The sequence below is a fragment of the Streptomyces sp. NPDC045695 genome, from assembly GCF_056432025.1.
In genome coordinates this window covers 280,038-297,274 of the sequence record NZ_JBWKJU010000003.1, presented here as the reverse complement: position 1 = coordinate 297,274, position 17,237 = coordinate 280,038, and the positions used below count along the sequence as shown (strand labels likewise).

At 72.8% G+C, this 17,237-nt stretch carries 16 protein-coding genes; 7 read left to right on the top strand and 9 right to left on the bottom strand.

The window, feature by feature from the left end:
• Window positions 1-57 precede the first annotated feature (57 nt).
• From AC07DU_RS07650 to kbpA, 5 genes are all read right to left on the bottom strand, one after another.
• Entirely contained in the window at window positions 58-1,911 is a 1,854-nt protein-coding gene (locus tag AC07DU_RS07650; protein ID WP_479110177.1) for an alpha/beta hydrolase, read from the bottom strand.
• Between the two features lie 9 nt (window positions 1,912-1,920).
• On the bottom strand, window positions 1,921-2,367 hold the full coding sequence (locus tag AC07DU_RS07645; RefSeq protein WP_479110175.1) for a hypothetical protein: 447 nt from the start codon (window positions 2,365-2,367) through the stop codon (window positions 1,921-1,923).
• A gap of 127 nt (window positions 2,368-2,494) precedes the next feature.
• A complete protein-coding gene (locus AC07DU_RS07640) occupies window positions 2,495-2,992 on the bottom strand; it encodes a peptidylprolyl isomerase (RefSeq protein WP_360900082.1) in 498 nt (165 codons plus the stop codon).
• A 68-nt stretch (window positions 2,993-3,060) separates the two neighbouring features.
• Entirely contained in the window at window positions 3,061-5,472 is a 2,412-nt protein-coding gene (gene afsK, locus AC07DU_RS07635; RefSeq protein WP_479110173.1) for a protein serine/threonine kinase AfsK, read from the bottom strand.
• Window positions 5,473-5,696: 224 nt separating this feature from the next.
• Window positions 5,697-6,491, bottom strand: a complete 795-nt coding sequence (gene kbpA / locus AC07DU_RS07630) for an AfsK-binding protein KbpA (protein WP_360900076.1) — start codon at window positions 6,489-6,491, stop codon at window positions 5,697-5,699.
• 284 nt (window positions 6,492-6,775) lie between these two features.
• Here kbpA and AC07DU_RS07625 point away from each other — a divergent pair, with 284 nt between their 5' ends.
• Window positions 6,776-7,423, top strand: coding sequence for a TetR family transcriptional regulator (locus tag AC07DU_RS07625; protein ID WP_360900073.1), 648 nt, complete (start codon window positions 6,776-6,778; stop codon window positions 7,421-7,423).
• A gap of 83 nt (window positions 7,424-7,506) precedes the next feature.
• On the opposite strand, the gene AC07DU_RS07620 is transcribed toward AC07DU_RS07625, so the two are convergent.
• Both AC07DU_RS07620 and AC07DU_RS07615 read right to left on the bottom strand, forming a co-directional pair.
• Window positions 7,507-7,980: a nitroreductase family deazaflavin-dependent oxidoreductase gene (locus tag AC07DU_RS07620; protein WP_479028776.1), complete on the bottom strand. Its 474-nt coding sequence runs from the start codon at window positions 7,978-7,980 to the stop codon at window positions 7,507-7,509.
• Window positions 7,980-9,242: an acyl-CoA dehydrogenase family protein gene (locus tag AC07DU_RS07615; protein WP_479110171.1), complete on the bottom strand. Its 1,263-nt coding sequence runs from the start codon at window positions 9,240-9,242 to the stop codon at window positions 7,980-7,982. Before AC07DU_RS07615 ends, AC07DU_RS07620 begins: the two co-directional genes overlap by 1 nt.
• 181 nt (window positions 9,243-9,423) lie before the next feature.
• Between AC07DU_RS07615 and AC07DU_RS07610 the strand changes: the two genes are divergently transcribed.
• Together AC07DU_RS07610 and AC07DU_RS07605 are read left to right on the top strand one after the other, a co-directional pair.
• Window positions 9,424-10,614 (top strand): thiolase C-terminal domain-containing protein, encoded by a 1,191-nt coding sequence (locus AC07DU_RS07610; protein WP_479110169.1) that lies wholly within the window; start codon window positions 9,424-9,426, stop codon window positions 10,612-10,614.
• A 90-nt stretch (window positions 10,615-10,704) separates the two neighbouring features.
• Window positions 10,705-11,553, top strand: a complete 849-nt coding sequence (locus AC07DU_RS07605) for a trypsin-like serine peptidase (RefSeq protein ID WP_479028767.1) — start codon at window positions 10,705-10,707, stop codon at window positions 11,551-11,553.
• Between the two features lie 10 nt (window positions 11,554-11,563).
• Here the strand turns inward: AC07DU_RS07605 and AC07DU_RS07600 are convergent, their stop codons facing one another.
• A complete protein-coding gene (locus AC07DU_RS07600; RefSeq protein WP_453375037.1) occupies window positions 11,564-12,004 on the bottom strand; it encodes an NUDIX hydrolase in 441 nt (146 codons plus the stop codon).
• 560 nt (window positions 12,005-12,564) lie between these two features.
• Here AC07DU_RS07600 and AC07DU_RS07595 point away from each other — a divergent pair.
• Complete coding sequence (locus AC07DU_RS07595; RefSeq protein WP_479110167.1) at window positions 12,565-13,386, top strand: L,D-transpeptidase family protein; 822 nt, start codon at window positions 12,565-12,567, stop codon at window positions 13,384-13,386.
• 21 nt (window positions 13,387-13,407) lie between these two features.
• Here the strand turns inward: AC07DU_RS07595 and AC07DU_RS07590 are convergent, their stop codons facing one another.
• The gene (locus tag AC07DU_RS07590; protein WP_479029051.1) at window positions 13,408-13,725 is read right to left on the bottom strand and encodes a DNA-binding protein; all 318 of its coding nucleotides are present in this window, start codon (window positions 13,723-13,725) and stop codon (window positions 13,408-13,410) included.
• 203 nt (window positions 13,726-13,928) lie between these two features.
• On the opposite strand from AC07DU_RS07590, the gene AC07DU_RS07585 reads away from it, so the two are divergent.
• The 3 genes from AC07DU_RS07585 (at window position 13,929) to AC07DU_RS07575 (ending at window position 16,915) form a co-directional block, all read left to right on the top strand.
• The gene (locus AC07DU_RS07585; RefSeq protein ID WP_479110165.1) at window positions 13,929-14,876 is read left to right on the top strand and encodes an LLM class F420-dependent oxidoreductase; all 948 of its coding nucleotides are present in this window, start codon (window positions 13,929-13,931) and stop codon (window positions 14,874-14,876) included.
• Window positions 14,877-14,884: 8 nt separating this feature from the next.
• Entirely contained in the window at window positions 14,885-15,670 is a 786-nt protein-coding gene (locus AC07DU_RS07580) for an SDR family NAD(P)-dependent oxidoreductase (protein WP_479110163.1), read from the top strand.
• A 123-nt stretch (window positions 15,671-15,793) separates the two neighbouring features.
• Window positions 15,794-16,915, top strand: coding sequence for an LLM class flavin-dependent oxidoreductase (locus AC07DU_RS07575; protein WP_360900040.1), 1,122 nt, complete (start codon window positions 15,794-15,796; stop codon window positions 16,913-16,915).
• Window positions 16,916-17,237: the final 322 nt, after the last annotated feature.

Below are 17,237 nucleotides of genomic sequence, written 5' to 3'. Positions count from 1 at the left end.
TTGATCCGCAGAGATCCGGAAACCCGGCGGCCGGCGACCCGGTCCCGGGTCTTCGTGTCAGCCACGGGTGACCCTGTCGTAATGACCGGCGACGACGTTCGCCTGATTTTCAAGACTCTTCGAGTCCTTCCTCCAGTAGTCCCCGTGATCATTGGCGTCGTTTTCCATGATATGGGCCCCGAAATCCTCGTCGGAGGGCACGTTCGACCCCCATGCGTAACCGAAGGGCAGGAGCTCCTCGTACCAGTGGGCACCGCCGCCGAGCCCGGCCGCCTTGCCGCCGGCCGGCACCTGGTCCTTGGTGAAGCCGGCCGCCTCGGACCACACGTGGTCCGCGCCGACGTCCAGGTCCTTGGCGTGGCCGACCAGCATGCCGGGGCTGCCCACGGCGATGATGTCGTCGGTGCGCAGGTCGCCGGCGTTCGACGACGCACCCACGACCGTGCTGCCGTAGCTGTGGCCGATGAGGGTGGTGTGGCTCTTCTCGTCGCCGCCCTGGACCTGCTCCAGACCGGCCATGAAGTGGTTCAGGTCGGGGGCCGCCGTGTGGGCGTACTTCTCCTTCATGGCCTCGGGGACGATGCTCTGCGGGGCGTCGTAGCCGATCCAGGTGATGGTGGACACGTTCTCGCCGGGGACCTGGGCGTGGGTCTCCTTCCACAGCTTGGACATGTGGCCGATGTAGGTCTCGGACTTCGTGATGTCGGTGTACGTGCCGGGGACGAACACCGCGGTGTGGGCCGCCGTGTCCGGGTTGCCGTTTGCCACGATGGCCCGGCCGCCGCCCTTGGTGTCGAAGCCCAGCAGGTACGCCTCGGGCAGGCCGTCCGTGCCCGTGGCGTCGAACCGGGCCTGGATGGCGTTCATGCCCTTGAGGTTCTTGTCCAGGAAGGCCTTGTCCTTGGCGTACTTCTCGTCCCACTCCGACCAGGCGGGGTTGAGTACGACCGCGGGGTAGTCCCTGCCCGAGGGGACGTACTTCTGCGGCTGCGGGGGGATCCCGTCCAGCCTGATCTGGAACTGGGCCTTGGTCTCCGCCAGTACGGTGCGGTTGGCCTCGTCGCGGACCACCGAGGGCAGCCCGTCCATCGCGCCCACCTCCGCCCCGTTCAGGGACAGGTACGCGGACTGCTCGTCCGGGCTCAGGCCCTTCCACCAGTCGGCGTTGGCCTTCGGGTCGTCGCCCTTGGGCGGGGGCTTGATGTGGTCCAGGTAGTCCTTCGCGCCGCTGCGGACCTCGGACGTGTCGCTCTGCACGTCCGCCCAGTCCTTGTCGGAGACGACCAGGTCGTCGTCCGCCTTGAGCTTGCGCAGTTTGGGCGCCCACAGGGCGTCGGCCTCGGTCGCCTCGGCGACGGCCTGCGCGATGCGGTTGGCGATCTCCACCGCCTTGCCGAAGTTCGGATTGGGGTGGATGTTCGCCGCCTGCCGCTCCAAGGCGGCCGACAGGTCGTTGGCGTCCTTCGTGGGGTCGATGACGTTCCCCGACGGCTTGCCCTTGGCGCTGCCGGTGACGGTGCCGCCCTCGGGCAGCTTCCCGTCCTTCTCCGTACCGCCGGGCGGGTAGGTCACCGAGCCGTCGGCCCCCACCCTGAACTTCTGGTGCTCCGCGTCCTCAAGGGCGTCCGCGAGCTTCTTCTTCGCCTCGGTCATCGCGGCCGCGAACGCCTTCAGCGAGGTCGCCGCCAGACCGCATTCGACCTGCGTGTAGTGGAAGTTCTTCGCCAGTTCCCGGAGCGATCCCAGCGCCGCCTCCAGGGCGACGCCGTCGAGACCGGCCCGCAGTCGCGCCGATATCTGGCCCTCGGTGTCACCGTACGCGTGGTCCGCCATGTCGCTGACGGCCTTGAACCCGTCGGCGGCCTCGGTGAACTCGGACGGTTTCAGGGCCACGAGTGCTGAGTAGTCCATGGTTCAGGCTCACCGTCCCCCGCCGCTGCCGCCGGTGGCGGGTGTGTCCTTGTACTGCCCGTTGATCTGCGCGAAGCCGCCCTTGATGGCCTCGTCGTTGTCGTACTGGCCCTTGCCGGCCTTCTCCAGCGGTCCCTGGAGGGAGGTGCACTTGCCCGACAGGCTCTCCAGGTACGTCTTCCAGGACTGGTACAGCTCCTGGTGCGCCGTGGCGCTCTGGACGCCTTCGACCGCGGCGCCCTTCTGACCCGTCTCCAGTGCGCCCAAGGCGCCCTTGATGCTCGTCGACAGGCCGCCGAGATCCTGGCTCGCCCGGTTCCAGACGGCCCGGTCGGACGTCAGGTCGCCGTTGCCGCCGCCTCCGTCAGGTGCCGCCGCGGCGCTCGCGAGGCGCATGTCCACGCCGGCCGCCGCCTGTTGTTTGAGCCCTGCCCACTCCGTGTCGAAGGTCGTCATGCCGAATCGCCCCCGTAATCGCGATTGCTCTGATCAAGGGGTCATCCTACGAACACGTCAGGACGCGGCGGCGGCCCCGGCCCCCGGGAAGGGGGCGGGGCCGACCGGCCGTACTGGCGGAGTGCGATCAGGCGGCGTCGACGACGCCCGAGGCCGCGATCTCGACCTTGCCCTTGGGGGCGCCGGACTGCGAGCCCAGGGCCTCGATCTGGTCGACGAGCTCCTGGCCCGAGACGACCTCGCCGAAGACGACGTGCTTGCCGTCGAGCCACGGGGTCAGGACGGTGGTGATGAAGAACTGCGAGCCGTTGGTGTTGCGGCCGGCGTTCGCCATCGACAGCAGGTACTTGCGGTCGTGCTTCAGCTGGAAGTTCTCGTCCTCGAACTTCTCGCCGTAGATGCTCTTGCCGCCGGTGCCGTTGTGGTTGGTGAAGTCACCGCCCTGCAGCATGAACTGCGGGATGATGCGGTGGAAGCCGGAGCCCGCGTAGCCGTAGCCGTTCTGGCCGGTGCACAGCTCGCGGAAGTTGCGCGCGGTCTTCGGGACGACGTCGTCGAAGAGCTTGAACTCGATGCGGCCCGCGGGCGCGCCGTTGATGGTGATGTCGAAGTAAACGTTGCTCATGGGGTCCATCCTGTCACTCCCGGTGCGGTTCCCCGCGCGGCGGGGCCGGAGCCCCGCCCGTATGCAGGTCAAGCGCTCGTACGGGTGCCCGTGCCCTTCGCCGCGTCCAGGGCGTACACGCAGCGGTCCTTGCTGCACGCGTACACCACGCCCGCCTCCGCCACCGGGGCGCCAGTGATCTCGCCGCCCGTGGCCAGCTTCCAGCGCAGCTGGCCGCCTGCCGCGTCCAGGGTGTAAAGGCAGTGGTCGGCCGAGCCGAAGTGCACCCGGCCGTCCGCGACCGCCGGCAGGCCGGTGATCTCGCCGCCCGCCGCGAAACGCCACTTCGGGGTGCCGGTGACCGCGTCGAGCGTGTAGAGCGCGCTGCCCGCGCCCAGGTGCACGTTGCCGCCCACGACCAGGACCGGGTCCGAGGACTGCCGGCCCTCCGTCGCGATCCGCCAGCGGTCGTGTCCGGTCGCCGCGTCCAGGGCGTAGACGGTGCCCAGGTAGTCCACGAGGTAGACCCCGCCGCCCGTGATGGCCGCGCCCGGTGCGAAGGCCGGCGGCGCCAGGAAGACCGCGGGGGCCTCGAAGTGCCAGCGGACCCGGCCCGAGGCCCGGTCCACCGACAGGACGCGGGTGCCGGCCGCGATGTAGACGTTGCCGTCCGGGGCCGGGGTGACCCGGACCGGGACGCCGCCGCAGGAGGCCGCGTCGCCGACCGGGTACGACCAGGACTCGCGGCCGCTGCGGGCGTCCAGGGCGCGCAGCCGCGCGTCCTGCCACACGTACACCGTGCCGTCGTGGAGGACCGGAGCGGCCTCCGGGGTCTCGAAGTCGCTCTGCGCGCCGGTCAGCTCCCACAGCTTCTGGCCGTTGGAGGCCTCCCAGCCCTGTACGCCGCCCCCGCGCGTGGCGGTGATCACCGTGCCGCGCTCGGCGCGCAGGGCGTACACCCAGGCGTCGGTGGACAGCCGCCACCGCTCGGAGCCGTCGCCGGCGTCGAGCGCGTACAGCGAGGGGCCGTCGGAGGCGTGGATCCGGCCGTCGGCGACCGCCATGGACCAGGCGACGTCGCGGGTCTTGAACTGGCGCCGGCCGCTCGCCACGTCCAGGGCGTGCACCTCGAAGGAGGTGACGTAGAGCAGGTTGCCGGCGACGGTCGGGGTGCCCCAGACCTCGTTCGACATGCGGAAGCGCCACGGGCGCCAGCGGCCGCTGTCGGGGGCCGGGGCGGGGCCCGGCACGGACCCGGGCGAGGACACCGGAGCCGGTACGGACGCGGAGGACGCCGAGCCGCCCGGCGGGCGGACCCAGCCGGTCGCCGAGTCCGCGACGGAGGCGTGCGCCGCCGGCGCCGCGGCGCTCACGCGCGGCCCGGGACCGATCGGCACCGGCGAGCCGCCGAGGCGGACGGGCTCGCCCGAGGGGACCGGGCTCATCGGCGGGTGGTGGGGGCGCTGCGGGACGGCCTGGCCGGTACGCGGATCCACCCACGGGTCGGCGCCGCCGCGCGGGCGGCGGTGCGTGACGGCCGCGGAGGCCCCGCCGGCCGAGCGGGGGCCCGGCTGGGGCGGGGGCGCGATCGCGGCGGCGGGCGTACGGTTCCCCGCGCGCCGGGCCTCGATCATCGCGACGGCCCGGCCCGGGAGCCACGCCGAGGCCGTGCCGCTCTCGTCGCCGCCCTCGAAGAGGTGCGGGGCGAGCTGCGCCTGGAGGTCGGCCGGGGTCGGACGCTGCGTGGCGTCCATCTGCATGCAGGAGTCGATCAGGGGACGGAGCTCGTCGGGGAGCCCCTCCAGGTTGGGTCCCTCGCGCAGCAGCATGAAGACCGTCTCCACCGGGTTCGCCCCGTGGTACGGCGGGTGCCCGGTGGCGGCGAAGACGAGCGTGGAGCCCAGCGAGAAGACGTCGCTCGCGCCCTTCACGCTGCGCGAGTCCTTCGCCTGCTCGGGCGACATGTAGGCGGGGGTGCCGACGGCGACGTTCGTCATGGTCAGCCGGGTGTTGGAGACCCCGCTCGCGATACCGAAGTCGATCACGCGGGGCCCGTCCTCGACGACGAGGACGTTGGACGGCTTCAGGTCGCGGTGGACCAGGCCCGCCCCGTGGATGGACTGCAGGGCCTCGGCGATACCGGCCGCGAGCCACCGCACGGCCTGGGCGGGCATCGGCCCGCACTCGTTGACGATCTCCTCCAGGGAGGGCGCCGGGACGTACGCGGTCGCCAGCCACGGCACGGCCGCGCGCGGGTCGGCGTCGACCACGGCCGCGGTGTAGAAGCCGGACACGGCCCGGGCCGCCTCCACCTCGCGGGTGAAGCGGACCCGGAACAGCTGGTCCTCGGCGAGCTCGGTGCGCACCGTCTTGATCGCGACCCGCCGTCCGGACGCGGACCGCGCGAGATAGACCAGCCCCATGCCGCCGGCGCCGAGCCGTCCCAGCACCTCGAAGGGGCCGATCCGTCTCGGGTCGTGCTGCGTCAGCTGCTCCACCACTCGCCTCCACACTCCCCGTACGGACCCACGCTCCGGGCCCGCTCCCACCGGTGCGGGGCCTGGCCCCGCGCAGCGTCTCACTCCGGGCGCCGCCCGGGTCGCGCACCCCGATTCTGTCAGGCTCGCGCCGGGTCCGGCCCCGGCGCGGCGAGCAGCGCCGTGTGATCTCTCCGGCACGGGGTCCGGGGGGCCGCCCGGGCGGCCGGGGCGCGTGCGTGCCCGGCCTACGCGCCGGGCTTGGTCCGGGGCTCCGAGAGCAGCCCGAAGACGGCCCCCTGATTGTCGGCGACGACCGCGATCCGGCCGTAGGGGGTGTCGAAGGGGTCGGCGGTGACCCGCCCGCCGAGCCGCTGCGCCATCGCGACGGACTGGTCGCAGTCCGGGACGGCGAAGTACACGAGGAAGTGCGCCGGCATGATCTCCGGGAAGGCGTCGGTGATCAGGCTGCGGCCCAGGACGGCCGTGTCCGTACCGGGCGCGGTGCCGGGCGGGGACCACAGGCGGTACTCCACGCCGGCGTCGTCCTGGTCCTGCGGGACGTAGCCGAAGACCTTGGCGTAGAAGACGTCGACGGCGTCGCGGGCCCGCGTGTAGACCTCGCTCCAGCAGTACGTGTACGGCTCCTGCTGGGCCTCGAAGCCGTGGTGGGTGCCGGGCTGCCAGAGGCCGAAGACGGCTCCGCCGGGGTCGGCGGCCATCGCGGCGGTCCCGTACGGGCCGACGGGCATCGGGTCCATCACCATCTGGCCGCCGGCGGCGCGGATGCGCTGGGCGCAGGCGTAGGCGTCGGTGGTGTAGAGGTAGACGCCCCATACGGTGGGCATCCGGCCGTCGGGCTTGGGGGCGAGGGCGGCGACGTTGCGCCCGCGGCTGTAGGCCTGGGTGTAGTGGCCGTACTCGGCGCCCGCACTGTCGGCGAAGGTCCACCCGAAGAGGGCGCCGTAGAAGCGCTTGCCCGCCTCGACGTCCGGGAGCGAGGCGTCCACCCAGCAGGGTGCGCCTTCCGCGAATGCGGCCATGGGCCCGGTTCCTTCCGTTGTGCGGGGGTGTGTACCCTCCCACCTCTCCCAGCCATGATCCGCCCGAAAACTTGTCCACAGCCTGTTGATAAGACTATTCGGGGGATACCTCGCGGAACCGGGCGACACGCCCGAGCCGGGCAGGGGGGCGCGGGTGGGCGGGCCGCGTCCGAAATCCGCCCCCCGGGCCGCCCGGGACCGCCTTCCGCCCAGGCCAGGGACCCCGTAACCCCATTTGCAGGCGGCCGAATAGCGCGCCGATCACCCCTCGGTAAGCTGACGGCATGACAGGACAAGTACGCACCGTCGACGGGCGTGTCGCCGGCCGGCGCGGCCAGGCGACGCGGCAGAAGCTGCTCGACTGCCTCAGCGAGATGCTCAGCTCCTCGCCGTACCGCGACGTCAAAGTGATCGACGTCGCCCGCAAGGCCGGTACCTCCCCCGCGACCTTCTACCAGTACTTCCCGGACGTCGAGGGCGCCGTCCTGGAGATCGCCGAGCACATGGCTTCGGAAGGGGCCCAGTTGACCTCGCTCGTCGAGGGCCGGACCTGGGTCGGTAAGTCCGGTTGGGCGACCGCCGAGGAACTCGTCGAGGGCTTCCTGGAGTTCTGGCGGCGCAACGACGCGATCCTGCGGGTCGTCGACCTCGGCGCGGCCGAGGGCGACAAGCGCTTCTACAAGATCCGCATGAAGATCCTGAACTCGGTCACCAACTCCCTCACCGAATCGATGAAGGAGCTCCAGGCCAAGGGCAAGGTCGACAAGGACCTCAGTCCGGCGGCGATGGCCGGTTCGCTGGTCGCGATGCTGGCCGCGGTCGCCTCGCACCAGAAGGGCTTCCAGGCCTGGGGCGTCAAGCAGGCCGAGCTCAAGCCGAACCTGGCGCTGCTCGTCCACCTCGGCATCACGGGCAAGAAGCCGACCAAGTGACGGCGGGCCCTGTCCAGGGTCCGCCGTCCGGAACTGCTTCCGCGTCCGCCTCTTCCGCGTCCGCCTCTTCCGTACCCCTGTGATCAGCGACGCTCCAGGCGGAAGAGCCGGATCTCGCGCTCGATGCGCGCCTGGTACGTCGCGTACGGCGGCCAGAACCCCAGCACCGCCTGCCACGCCGCCGCGCGTTCCTCGCCCACCAGCAGCCGGGCCCGCACGGCGATGTCCCGGCCTTGCCAACTCACGTGCGCGTCCGGGTGCTTGAGCAGGTTGCCCGTCCACGCCGGGTGGCCGGGCCGGCCGAAGTTGGAGCCGATCAGCACCCAGCTCGACCCGCCGTCCTCCGGCATGCAGGCGAGCGGGGTGGTGCGCGGTTCGCCCGTCCTGGCGCCCTTGGCCGTGAGGATCACGCCCGGCAGCATGCGGGCGCTGAGCAGGACCTTGCCGCGGGTGAGTCGGTGCACCGCCTTGTCCAGGGCGGGGATGACGTGGGGTGCGACCTTCGCGAACAGCATGGTCGAGGACACCTTCTGCATCAGCTTGACGCCGGGAGCCATCAGACGGCCGCCCTCTCTCGTGCGACGGACGGGACGGACGGTGCGGAGGGTGCGGACGTGGTGCTGGGGGCAGAGGGGGTGTGGGGGGCAGGGGGAGCGAACAGGCCCGCGCGGGCCGCGGCGTGCGCCCGCAGCCGGTGGACCGGGCCGAACAGCAGCTCGTCGGCCGCCGCCCGCTTGAAGTAGAGGTGCGCGTCGTGCTCCCACGTGAAGCCGATGCCGCCGTGCAGCTGGATCGCCTCGCCCGCGGTCACCCGCAGGGCCTCCAGGGCCTGGGCGAGGGCGAGGCCGCCCTGGTCCGGGTCCCAGGCGGCGTAGTAGGCCGCCGAGCGCGCCGCCTGGACCTGTACGTAGAGGTCGGCGAGCCGGTGCTTGACCGCCTGGAACGAGCCGATCGCCCGGCCGAACTGCTCGCGCCGGCGTACGTACTCCACGGTGCGCCCCAGCGCCTGCCCGGCCGCGCCGGCGGCCTCGGCGGCGAGCACGGCGGCGGCGGTGCGCCCGGTGGCGGCGAGGGCGCGGAGCGTGTCGCTGCCGCCGTCACCTCCGCCCAGCAACTCGGCTGGTACGTCCCGCAGTTCGACCTTGGCCTGCGGTCGGGTCTCGTCGATCACGGCTTGGCGGGTGCGCGTGAGCCCGGGCGCGTCCTCCCGTACGAGGAACAGCAGCGTACGGCTGCGCGCGAAGCCGCCCGTGTGCGCGGCGACCAGCAGCACCGAGGCGCTGTGCCCGTCCAGCACCTGCGCGGCCTCCCCGTACAGCCGCCAGCCGCCGCCCGCCGCGTCGGTGCGGGCCTGGACCCCGCCCGCGCGGCCGCCGCCGGACCACTGTCCGTCGACGTCGTCGCCGGTCAGGGCGAGCGCGGTGGCCAGCGCCGGGCCGGGGACCGCGAGGGCGGCGGTCAGTGTGCCGGCCGCGAGTGGCGGGAGCAGGGCGGAGCGCTGCGCGGCGGTGCCGAGCGCGGTGATCAGGGGTGCGCAGAGCACGGCGGTGGCCAGCAGCGGCGAGGGCAGCAGCGCCCGCCCGGTCTCCTCGCAGGCCAGGGCCAGGTCGGCGGGGGCGCAGCCGACGCCGCCGTACTCCTCGGCGATGGCGAGGCCCGGCAGCCCCAGCTGGCGGGCGAGCTGCTGCCACAGCTCGCGGTCGTGTCCGGCGGAGGTGCGGACGGCGGCCTTGACCTCGTCGGGGCCGCAGCGTTTGCCCAGGATCTCGCGCAGGGTGCGGCGTATCTCGTCCTGCTCCGCGGTGAAGGCGGCATCCATCGTCGGGCTCCTCCCCGTATCTGACGGGCCGTCATGTTAGGCCGGGCGGCGGCAGATGCCCAGGGGGCGGGCGGGCCGGCTCGCGCGCCCGCTCCGGGTCCCCGTCCCCGATGTCCGTTCGCCCATCCCCCGTCCGCCCCGATCTGGTATCTGACGCATCATCAGATGTACCGTCGGGTCCATGTCGTCTTCCTCTACGGTCCCCCGCCCCCGCCGGAAGGTCGCCGTGGTCGGTGTCGCCCTCTCGGACTGCGGCCGCGTGGACGGCCCCACCCCCTACGCCCTGCACGCGCAAGCCGCCCGGCGCGCCCTGGCCGACTCCGGCCTGGACCGCTCCGTCATCGACGGCTTCGCCTCGGCCGGCCTCGGCACGCTCGCCCCGGTCGAGGTGGCCGAATACCTCGGCCTGCGCCCCACCTGGGTCGACTCCACCTCGGTCGGCGGCTCGACCTGGGAGGTCATGGCGGCCCACGCCGCGGACGCGATCGCCGCGGGCCACGCCAACGCGGTCCTGCTGGTCTACGGATCCACCGCCAGGGCGGACATCAAGGCCCGCCGCCGGACCGCGAACCTCTCCTTCGGGGCGCGCGGACCGCTCCAGTTCGAGGTCCCCTACGGCCACACCCTGGTCTCCAAGTACGCGATGGCCGCCCGCCGCCACATGCACGAGTACGGGACGACGCTGGAGCAGCTCGCCGCGGTGGCCGTCCAGGCCCGGGCGAACGCGGCCACGAACCCGGACGCGATGTACCGCGCCCCGATCACCGTGGACGAGGTCCTGTCCGGCGAGATGATCGCGGACCCCTTCACGAAGCTGCACTGCTGCATCCGCTCGGACGGCGGCTGCGCGGTGCTCCTCGCGGCCGAGGACTACGTCCCCGGCACGGCCAAGGCCCCCGTGTGGATCCTGGGCTCCGGTACCGCCGTCTCCCACACGGCCATGGCGCAGTGGGAGGACTTCACGGTGTCCCCGGCGGCGCTCTCCGGCCGACTGGCGTTCGAGCGGGCGGGGCTCACCCCGGCGGACGTGGACCTCGCGGAGATCTACGACGCCTTCACCTACATGACCCTGGTGACCCTGGAGGACCTCGGCTTCTGCGCGAAGGGCGAGGGCGGGGCCTTCGTGGAGAAGGGCCGCCTGCTGCGGGACGGGGAGCTCCCGGTCAACACCGACGGAGGCGGCCTGTCGGCCTGCCACCCCGGCATGCGCGGCCTGTTCCTCCTGGTCGAGGCGGTCCGCCAACTCCGCGGCGAGGCGGGCCCCGGCCGCCAGGTCACCAAACGCGGCGGCCGCCTCCCGGAGGTCGCGGTGGCCTCGGGCACGGGCGGCTGGTTCTGCTCGTCCGGGACGGTGGTCCTGGGGCGCGGGTGAGGCGGCGGCCCGTCGCACCGCCCACCCCGCCCCTTGCAACCGCCCCCGCTCGCGGGGCATGCTTCGCCGGGGCACAGCGGAGGGATCATCATGCCGGTGGACAAGCGGACCGTCGTGACGGCGGTGCTGTGTGCTGTGGCGGCGTTGGGGGCGTCCGCCGCGGTGGCCGAGTTGGCGCCGCCGCCGGAAGGGACGTCGGCCGCGCGCTCCGCCAAGGCCGCGCCGACGGGATCGCCGACCGCTTCCTCGCGCGCGCAGGCGGCCAAGCCCCAGCTCTCCGCCCCGCCGTCGAGCACGCTGCCGCCGGCCGTCACCCCGCCGCCCGGTGGGCCCGCGGCCTTCACCGGGGCCCTGTTCACGAACGGCCTGGACAGTGATCACTTCTGCACCGCCACCGTCGTCCACAGCCCCGGCAAGAACCTGATCATCACGGCCGGGCACTGTCTCCTCGACGGGCAGCAGGACGGCGGGAGCGCCGTGTTCGCACCCGCCTACGCGAACGGGTTCGCCCCGTACGGCACCTGGAAGATCGAGGAGGTCTTCGAGGACGACCGCTGGTCCGAGGGCACGGACGACGACTACGACCTCGCCTTCGCCCGCCTCGCCCCCGACGGCAAGGGCCGCACCATCGAGGACGTGACCGGCGCGGCGGTGCTGGACACCAGCGGCCGCGCGGGCGAGGAGGTCACCGTCACCGGCTACCCCGCCGACCGCAAGGTGCCCCGTACGTGCACCGCGGTCGCCGTCCGCGAGAGCGAGACCCAACAGCGCTTCGACTGCGCCGACTTCCCCGGCGGCACCAGCGGCAGTGCGTGGATCGCCCGTGACGGGAAGATCATCGGCATCCTCACGGGCGGGGACACCGACGACGTGTCGACCAGCACCGTGCTCGGGGAATACGCCGCCTCGCTGTACGCCAAGGCCACCCGCAAGGGCTGACGGCCGGGGGTCAGGCCAGCAGCCCCAAGTGGACCGGCTCCGCGGGGCCGTTCGTCAGGAGGTCCGGCAGGCTCGGCGGCCACAGCGGTTCGCCGAGGGTGGCCAGGCGCTCCGGCGAGAGCCACTGCCAGTGGATGCCGGGGTACTCCAGGACCGGTTCGCGACGGGGCCCCCGGGTGAGGTAGATGTGCTCGTGCTGGCGGACCGGGATCCCCTGGTGCGTGAAGTCGTGCTCCCACGTGCACAGCAGCCGCCCCGGCTCCAGGTCGGTCCATCCGGTTTCCTCGCGCAGCTCGCGCCGCACGCAGTCCTCGGGGCTCTCGCCGGGGTCGATCCCGCCACCGGGCGGCAGCCAGTGGATGCCGACCTCCACGTTGTCCTCGCGGAAGAGGAACACCGATCCGGCCGGGGAGACGATGACAACGCGCGCCGCGTGACGTGGAGTTCGCATCCTTCAGCGTACGCCCGTGATCGGCCTGGGGGTACGGGATTCCCGCCCGCTCGCCCGCCCGCCCCATCGGCCGGTGGACGTGGCGCAGCCGTCGGGTGCCCGGGGCCGGGGCCCAGCGGCCCGTACGCCGCACACCGGACACGTGAGCCTGCTCGGTGCCGACCCGCCGGGCCATGCCGTACGTCACACACCGCGTACCCACGGCCGAGCGGCCGTCGCGGCCTTCCCCCCCGGCAGCCGGCCGGGCCCAGCACGGGCGACCGGGGTCCGGTGATCGGTCCGGCGGACGTGCCGAGGCTCCGGTGGAGCCGTATCGCGGGCGCGCCGAGCGGCCCCACGCCGCAGGTGGGGGCGCCCGGTTGGGCCCCCCGACCCGGGCGGCGGTCGGGGCGGCGGGCGCGCGTACGGCCGCGTGCGCGCGGGGGGCGGCACGGGCGCCCGGGGCCGATCGGAGCGGGAGGGCGGGCCGATGGTCCGCGCGTGCCGTCCGCTGCGGGACGGGCCGGGCACGCCCCCGCAGTGCACGGGCTGCGAAGGTCGGCTGCTGTACGGTCGGTTCAATGAGCAAGCACCGCCGCGCCCGCTCGCGCACGACCCGCACGCCCCGCACGGGCGGCTCGACCCGTCCGTCGCGCCGTGTGGCGCTCGCCGCCACCTTCGGCCTGCTGACCTTCGGGGCGGGCTGGGTGTACACGGCCCAGCACCCGCAAGAGGCGGGCGCCGCCCCGCAGGCCCGCGCGGACTCCCGCCCGCCGGCCGAGGACCGCGCCGCGCGTGACGCCCAGCGGCACGCCCTCCAGGGGCTGAACGGCATCAGCGAGCAGACCCGGCAGCGGATCCCGGCCGAGTCGCGCCAGCTCATCCTGGTCACCGGCAAGGCCAAGGACTCCTCGGAGTCCACCGCCACCCTCTACACGCGGCCCGCCGCCGGCGCCGACTGGGTGCGCGGCGAGAGCTGGCCGGCGCGCAACGGGGCCAAGGGCTGGTCCACGGAGCGCACGTACGGGGACCTGACCTCCCCGCAGGGCGTCTTCGCCCTCACCGACGCGGGCGGCCTGCTGCCGAAGCCGCCCGGGACGCGGCTCCCGTACGACAAGGACAGCGCGTTCGTGGCGACGGGCCGCGGGGTGAACGGCGAGTCCCTGGCGGGCTCCTTCGACTATGTCGTCGCGATCGACTTCAACCGCAAGCCGGGCACCTCCCCGCTGGACGCCACCAAGCCGGACGGCGAGCGCAAGGGCGGCAACATCTGGCTCCACGTGGACCACGACGGCCCCTCCCAGGGCTGTGTCGGCATCCCGAAGGCGGCCATGAAGAAGGTCCTCGAGACCCTGGACCCGGCGGCGAAGCCGGTCATCGTGATGGGCCCGGAAGGCTTCTGACGGCGCAGGTCGGCGGGGCCGTCAGATCCGGACGACCCGGACCCGCTTCCCGCACAGCGCGGACAGGTCCTCGGGATCCGAGGTGAGCAAGGTGACGGGTCCGGGCTGGTCGAGGGCGGTCGCAGCCGCGACGGCATCCAGTGCGTACGTGTGCCCGTGCAGCCCGGCGGCGGCCGGCAGTTGGCTCGCGTGCCGTGCGATGGCCTCGCTCGGCGCGACGACGTTCACGCGGGAGACCGCGTAGTCGTACCGGGCCTGGTTCACCCGGGGGTCGCGCGCCTCGGCGAGGGTGACCGAGCTGACCAGTAGCCGGGCGTCCTCGGCCTCGGCGGCCGTCAGTCACTCCAGCAGGCCGCGGTCCTGACGCACGAGCCGGGAGAGCCCCTCGCAGTCGAGGACCAGCGCCCCGCTCACGCGGCGTCCTCAGAGCCCGCGCACCCTCCGCGTCCGCACCCCTTGCCTGACGGACCGTCAGCTACGACGATGGCCCGGCACACGCACCGACACGACGAATCGGCAGACGAAGGCGAGGCGGGCCCGCCATGGCGCGCGTATTTCCCGAAGGTCGGCTGGTCTGCGGTATGCAGCTCCCGATCCAGTCCCAGAGCACCCTCTACGCCGAGCCCTGGGAGGCCGCGGCCACCGCCACCGACCTCGCCGAGGTGGCCCGCGCCGCCGACCGGGCCGGCTTCGGTTACGTGGCGACCTGCGACCACGTCGCCATCCCGCGGCGGCTCGCCGGCCCGATGAGCACCGTCTGGTACGACCCGGTCGCCACCCTCTCCTTCCTCGCGGGCGTCACCGAGCACGTGCGGCTCCTGAGCCACGTCGCGATCCTCGGCCTGCGCCACCCGCTGATCAGCGCCAAGCAGTACGCCACGCTCGACCACCTCTCCGGCGGCCGGCTGATCCTCGGCGTCGGCGCCGGGCACGTCCAGGAGGAGTTCGAGGTCCTCGGCGTGGACTTCGCCCGCCGGGGAGCCGTCCTCGACGAGACCCTCGACGCCCTGCGCGCCGCCCTCGGCCCCGAGGAGTACCCGGAGCACGAGGGCGAGCGGTTCTCCTTCAAGGACCTCGGCCAGCTGCCCCGGCCCGCGCAGGAGCGGATCCCCGTCTGGGTGGGCGGCTCCTCGCCCGCCGCCGTGCGCCGGGCCGTCGTGCGCGGGGACGGCTGGCTCCCGCAGGGCGACCCGCGTTCCGCGCTGCCCGCGCAGATCGCCCGTATCAAGGCGCTCCGCGAGGAGGCCGGGGTCACCGGCCCCATCGAGTTCGGCGCGATCACCGAGGCGCTGTACGTCGGCGAGCCCGGCTGGGACACCGGCCGCCGCGCCCTCACCGGCAAGGCGGAAGCGCTGGCCGAGTCGCTGCGGGAGTACAAGGCGCTCGGCGTGGACCAGATCCAGGTGCGCTTCCGCAGCCGCGACCGCGCCGAACTCGTCGACCAGATCACCGCCTTCGGGGCCGAGGTGGCCCCCCACCTCAACGACTAGGAGTCCCCATGGGCAAGTTGGACGGGCGCGTCGTGATCATCACCGGCGCGGCGCGCGGCCAGGGCGAGCAGGAGGCCCGTCTCTTCGCCGCCGAGGGCGCCAAGGTGCTCCTCGGTGACGTACTGGACGAGCAGGGCGCGGCCGTGGCCAAGGACATCGGTGAGGACCGGGCCCGGTACGTACGGATGGACGTGAGCCGCGAGGAGGACTGGGCGGCCGCGATCGCCGTCGCGAAGGAGGCCTTCGGCCCGGTCGACGGCCTGGTGAACAACGCGGGCATCCTGCGCTTCAACGAGCTCGCCGCGACGCCCCTGGAGGAGTTCCAGCAGGTGGTCCAGGTCAACCAGGTGGGCGCCTTCCTCGGCATCAAGTCGGTGGCGCCCGAAATCGAGGCGGCCGGCGGGGGCACGATCGTGAACACCTCCTCGTACACGGGCCTCACGGGCATGGCGTACGTCGGGTCGTACGCCGCGACGAAGGCGGCCGTCCTCGGACTGACGCGGGTGGCGGCGCTGGAGCTGGCGGGCAAGGGGATCCGCGTCAACGCGATGTGCCCGGGCGCCGTGGACACCCCGATGGCCAATCCCGGGCTGCTCGACCCGGCGAACATGACCGACGAGGCCAGGGACGCGATGGCGGCGCTCTACAAGCGGGTGGTCCCGATGGGGCGCGTGGGGCGGCCCGAGGAGATCGCCAGGCTGGCCCTCTTCCTGACCGGCGAGGACTCCTCGTACATCACCGGCCAGCCCTTCGTCATCGACGGCGGCTGGATGGCGGGCGTCAGCATCCTCTGAGGGGCGCATCTGGCGGGGGTGCATCTGATGGAGCGTCAGCTATTGACGCTCCACCCCTCGCGATGGAACAGTCGAGTCATCAAATCTGACGCAACGTCAGAAACTAAAGGACGGTGAACCCCCTTGGAATTCGGGCTCTTTGTGCAGGGATACGTGCCTGAGGCGCGATCCAAGGTCGACCCCGAGGCAGAGCACAAGGCGCTGATCGAGGAGACCGAGTACGTCATCCAGGCGGACAAGTCGGGCTTCAAGTACGCCTGGGCCTCCGAGCACCACTTCCTGGAGGAGTACTCGCACCTGTCGGCGAACGAGGTGTTCCTCGGGTACCTCGCCCACGCCACCGAGCGCATCCACCTCGGCTCGGGCATCTTCAACCCGCTGGCGCCGGTGAACCACCCGGTCAAGGTGGCCGAGAAGGTCACCATGCTCGACCACCTCTCCAAGGGCCGCTTCGAATTCGGCACCGGCCGCGGCGCGGGCAGCCACGAGATCCTCGGCTTCCTGCCGGGCATCGAGGACATGAACGGCACGAAGGAGATCTGGGAGGAGACGATCGCGGAGTTCCCCAAGATGTTCCTCCAGGAGGAATACGAGGGGTTCCAGGGCAAGCACTGGTCCCTGCCGCCGCGGAAGATCTTCCCCAAGCCGTACGGAAAGGGGCACCCGGCCATGTGGTACGCCGCCGGGTCCCCGTCCTCGTACGCGATGGCGGCCAAGAAGGGGCTCGGCGTGCTGGGCTTCAGCGTGCAGAAGGTCTCGGACATGAGCTGGGTCCTGGACCAGTACAAGACGGCCATCCAGGAGGCGAAGGCCATCGGCGCCTTCGTCAACGACAACGTCATGGTCACGTCGACGGCGATCTGCGCGGAGACGCACGAGAAGGCGGTGGAGATCGCGGTCAACGCGAACATGAACCGCTTCCAGTCGCTGGTCTTCCGCTACCACGACACCTTCCCGCGGCCGGAGGCTATTCCCCAGTGGCCGGAGACCCTCCCCGAGTACAACGCGGAGATCATCGAACTCCTCATCGCGGAGGAGCTGCTGATCTGCGGTGACCCGTCGGAGGTCCGCGCGCAGTGCAAGCGCTGGGAGCAGGCGGGCGCGGACCAGCTGTCCTTCGGCCTCCCGACCGGGATCTCGTACGAGGACACGATGACCACGATCAAACTGATCGGCGAACACGTGATCCCGTCCATCGACACGGACCCGATCCACCGCACGACCCGCTTCCGCCAGTCCGTTTAGCACTGGCCCCAGCCGCCCTCCCGCACCCCCGCTTCCGGGCCCGGCCGAACCCGGGAGCCCGGGCGCGCCCCCGGCCCCCGGACCCCGGACCGGGGCGCGCCCCCGGCCCCCGGGACCTGGCCCCGGACCCGACCCTGGATCCCTGGACCCCTGGATCCCTGGACCCCTGGACCCACCCCTGGACCCGGGAACCCCGGAACCGCGGGACCCGGGGACCCCGGGCCCCGGGGGCCGGTGTTGGGCCTCGGCTGTTCGGAGCCTTCGGCTCCGGGCCTTGGCCAGGGCGCGGAACTGCCGGTGCCGCAACTCCGCCTCGGCAGGC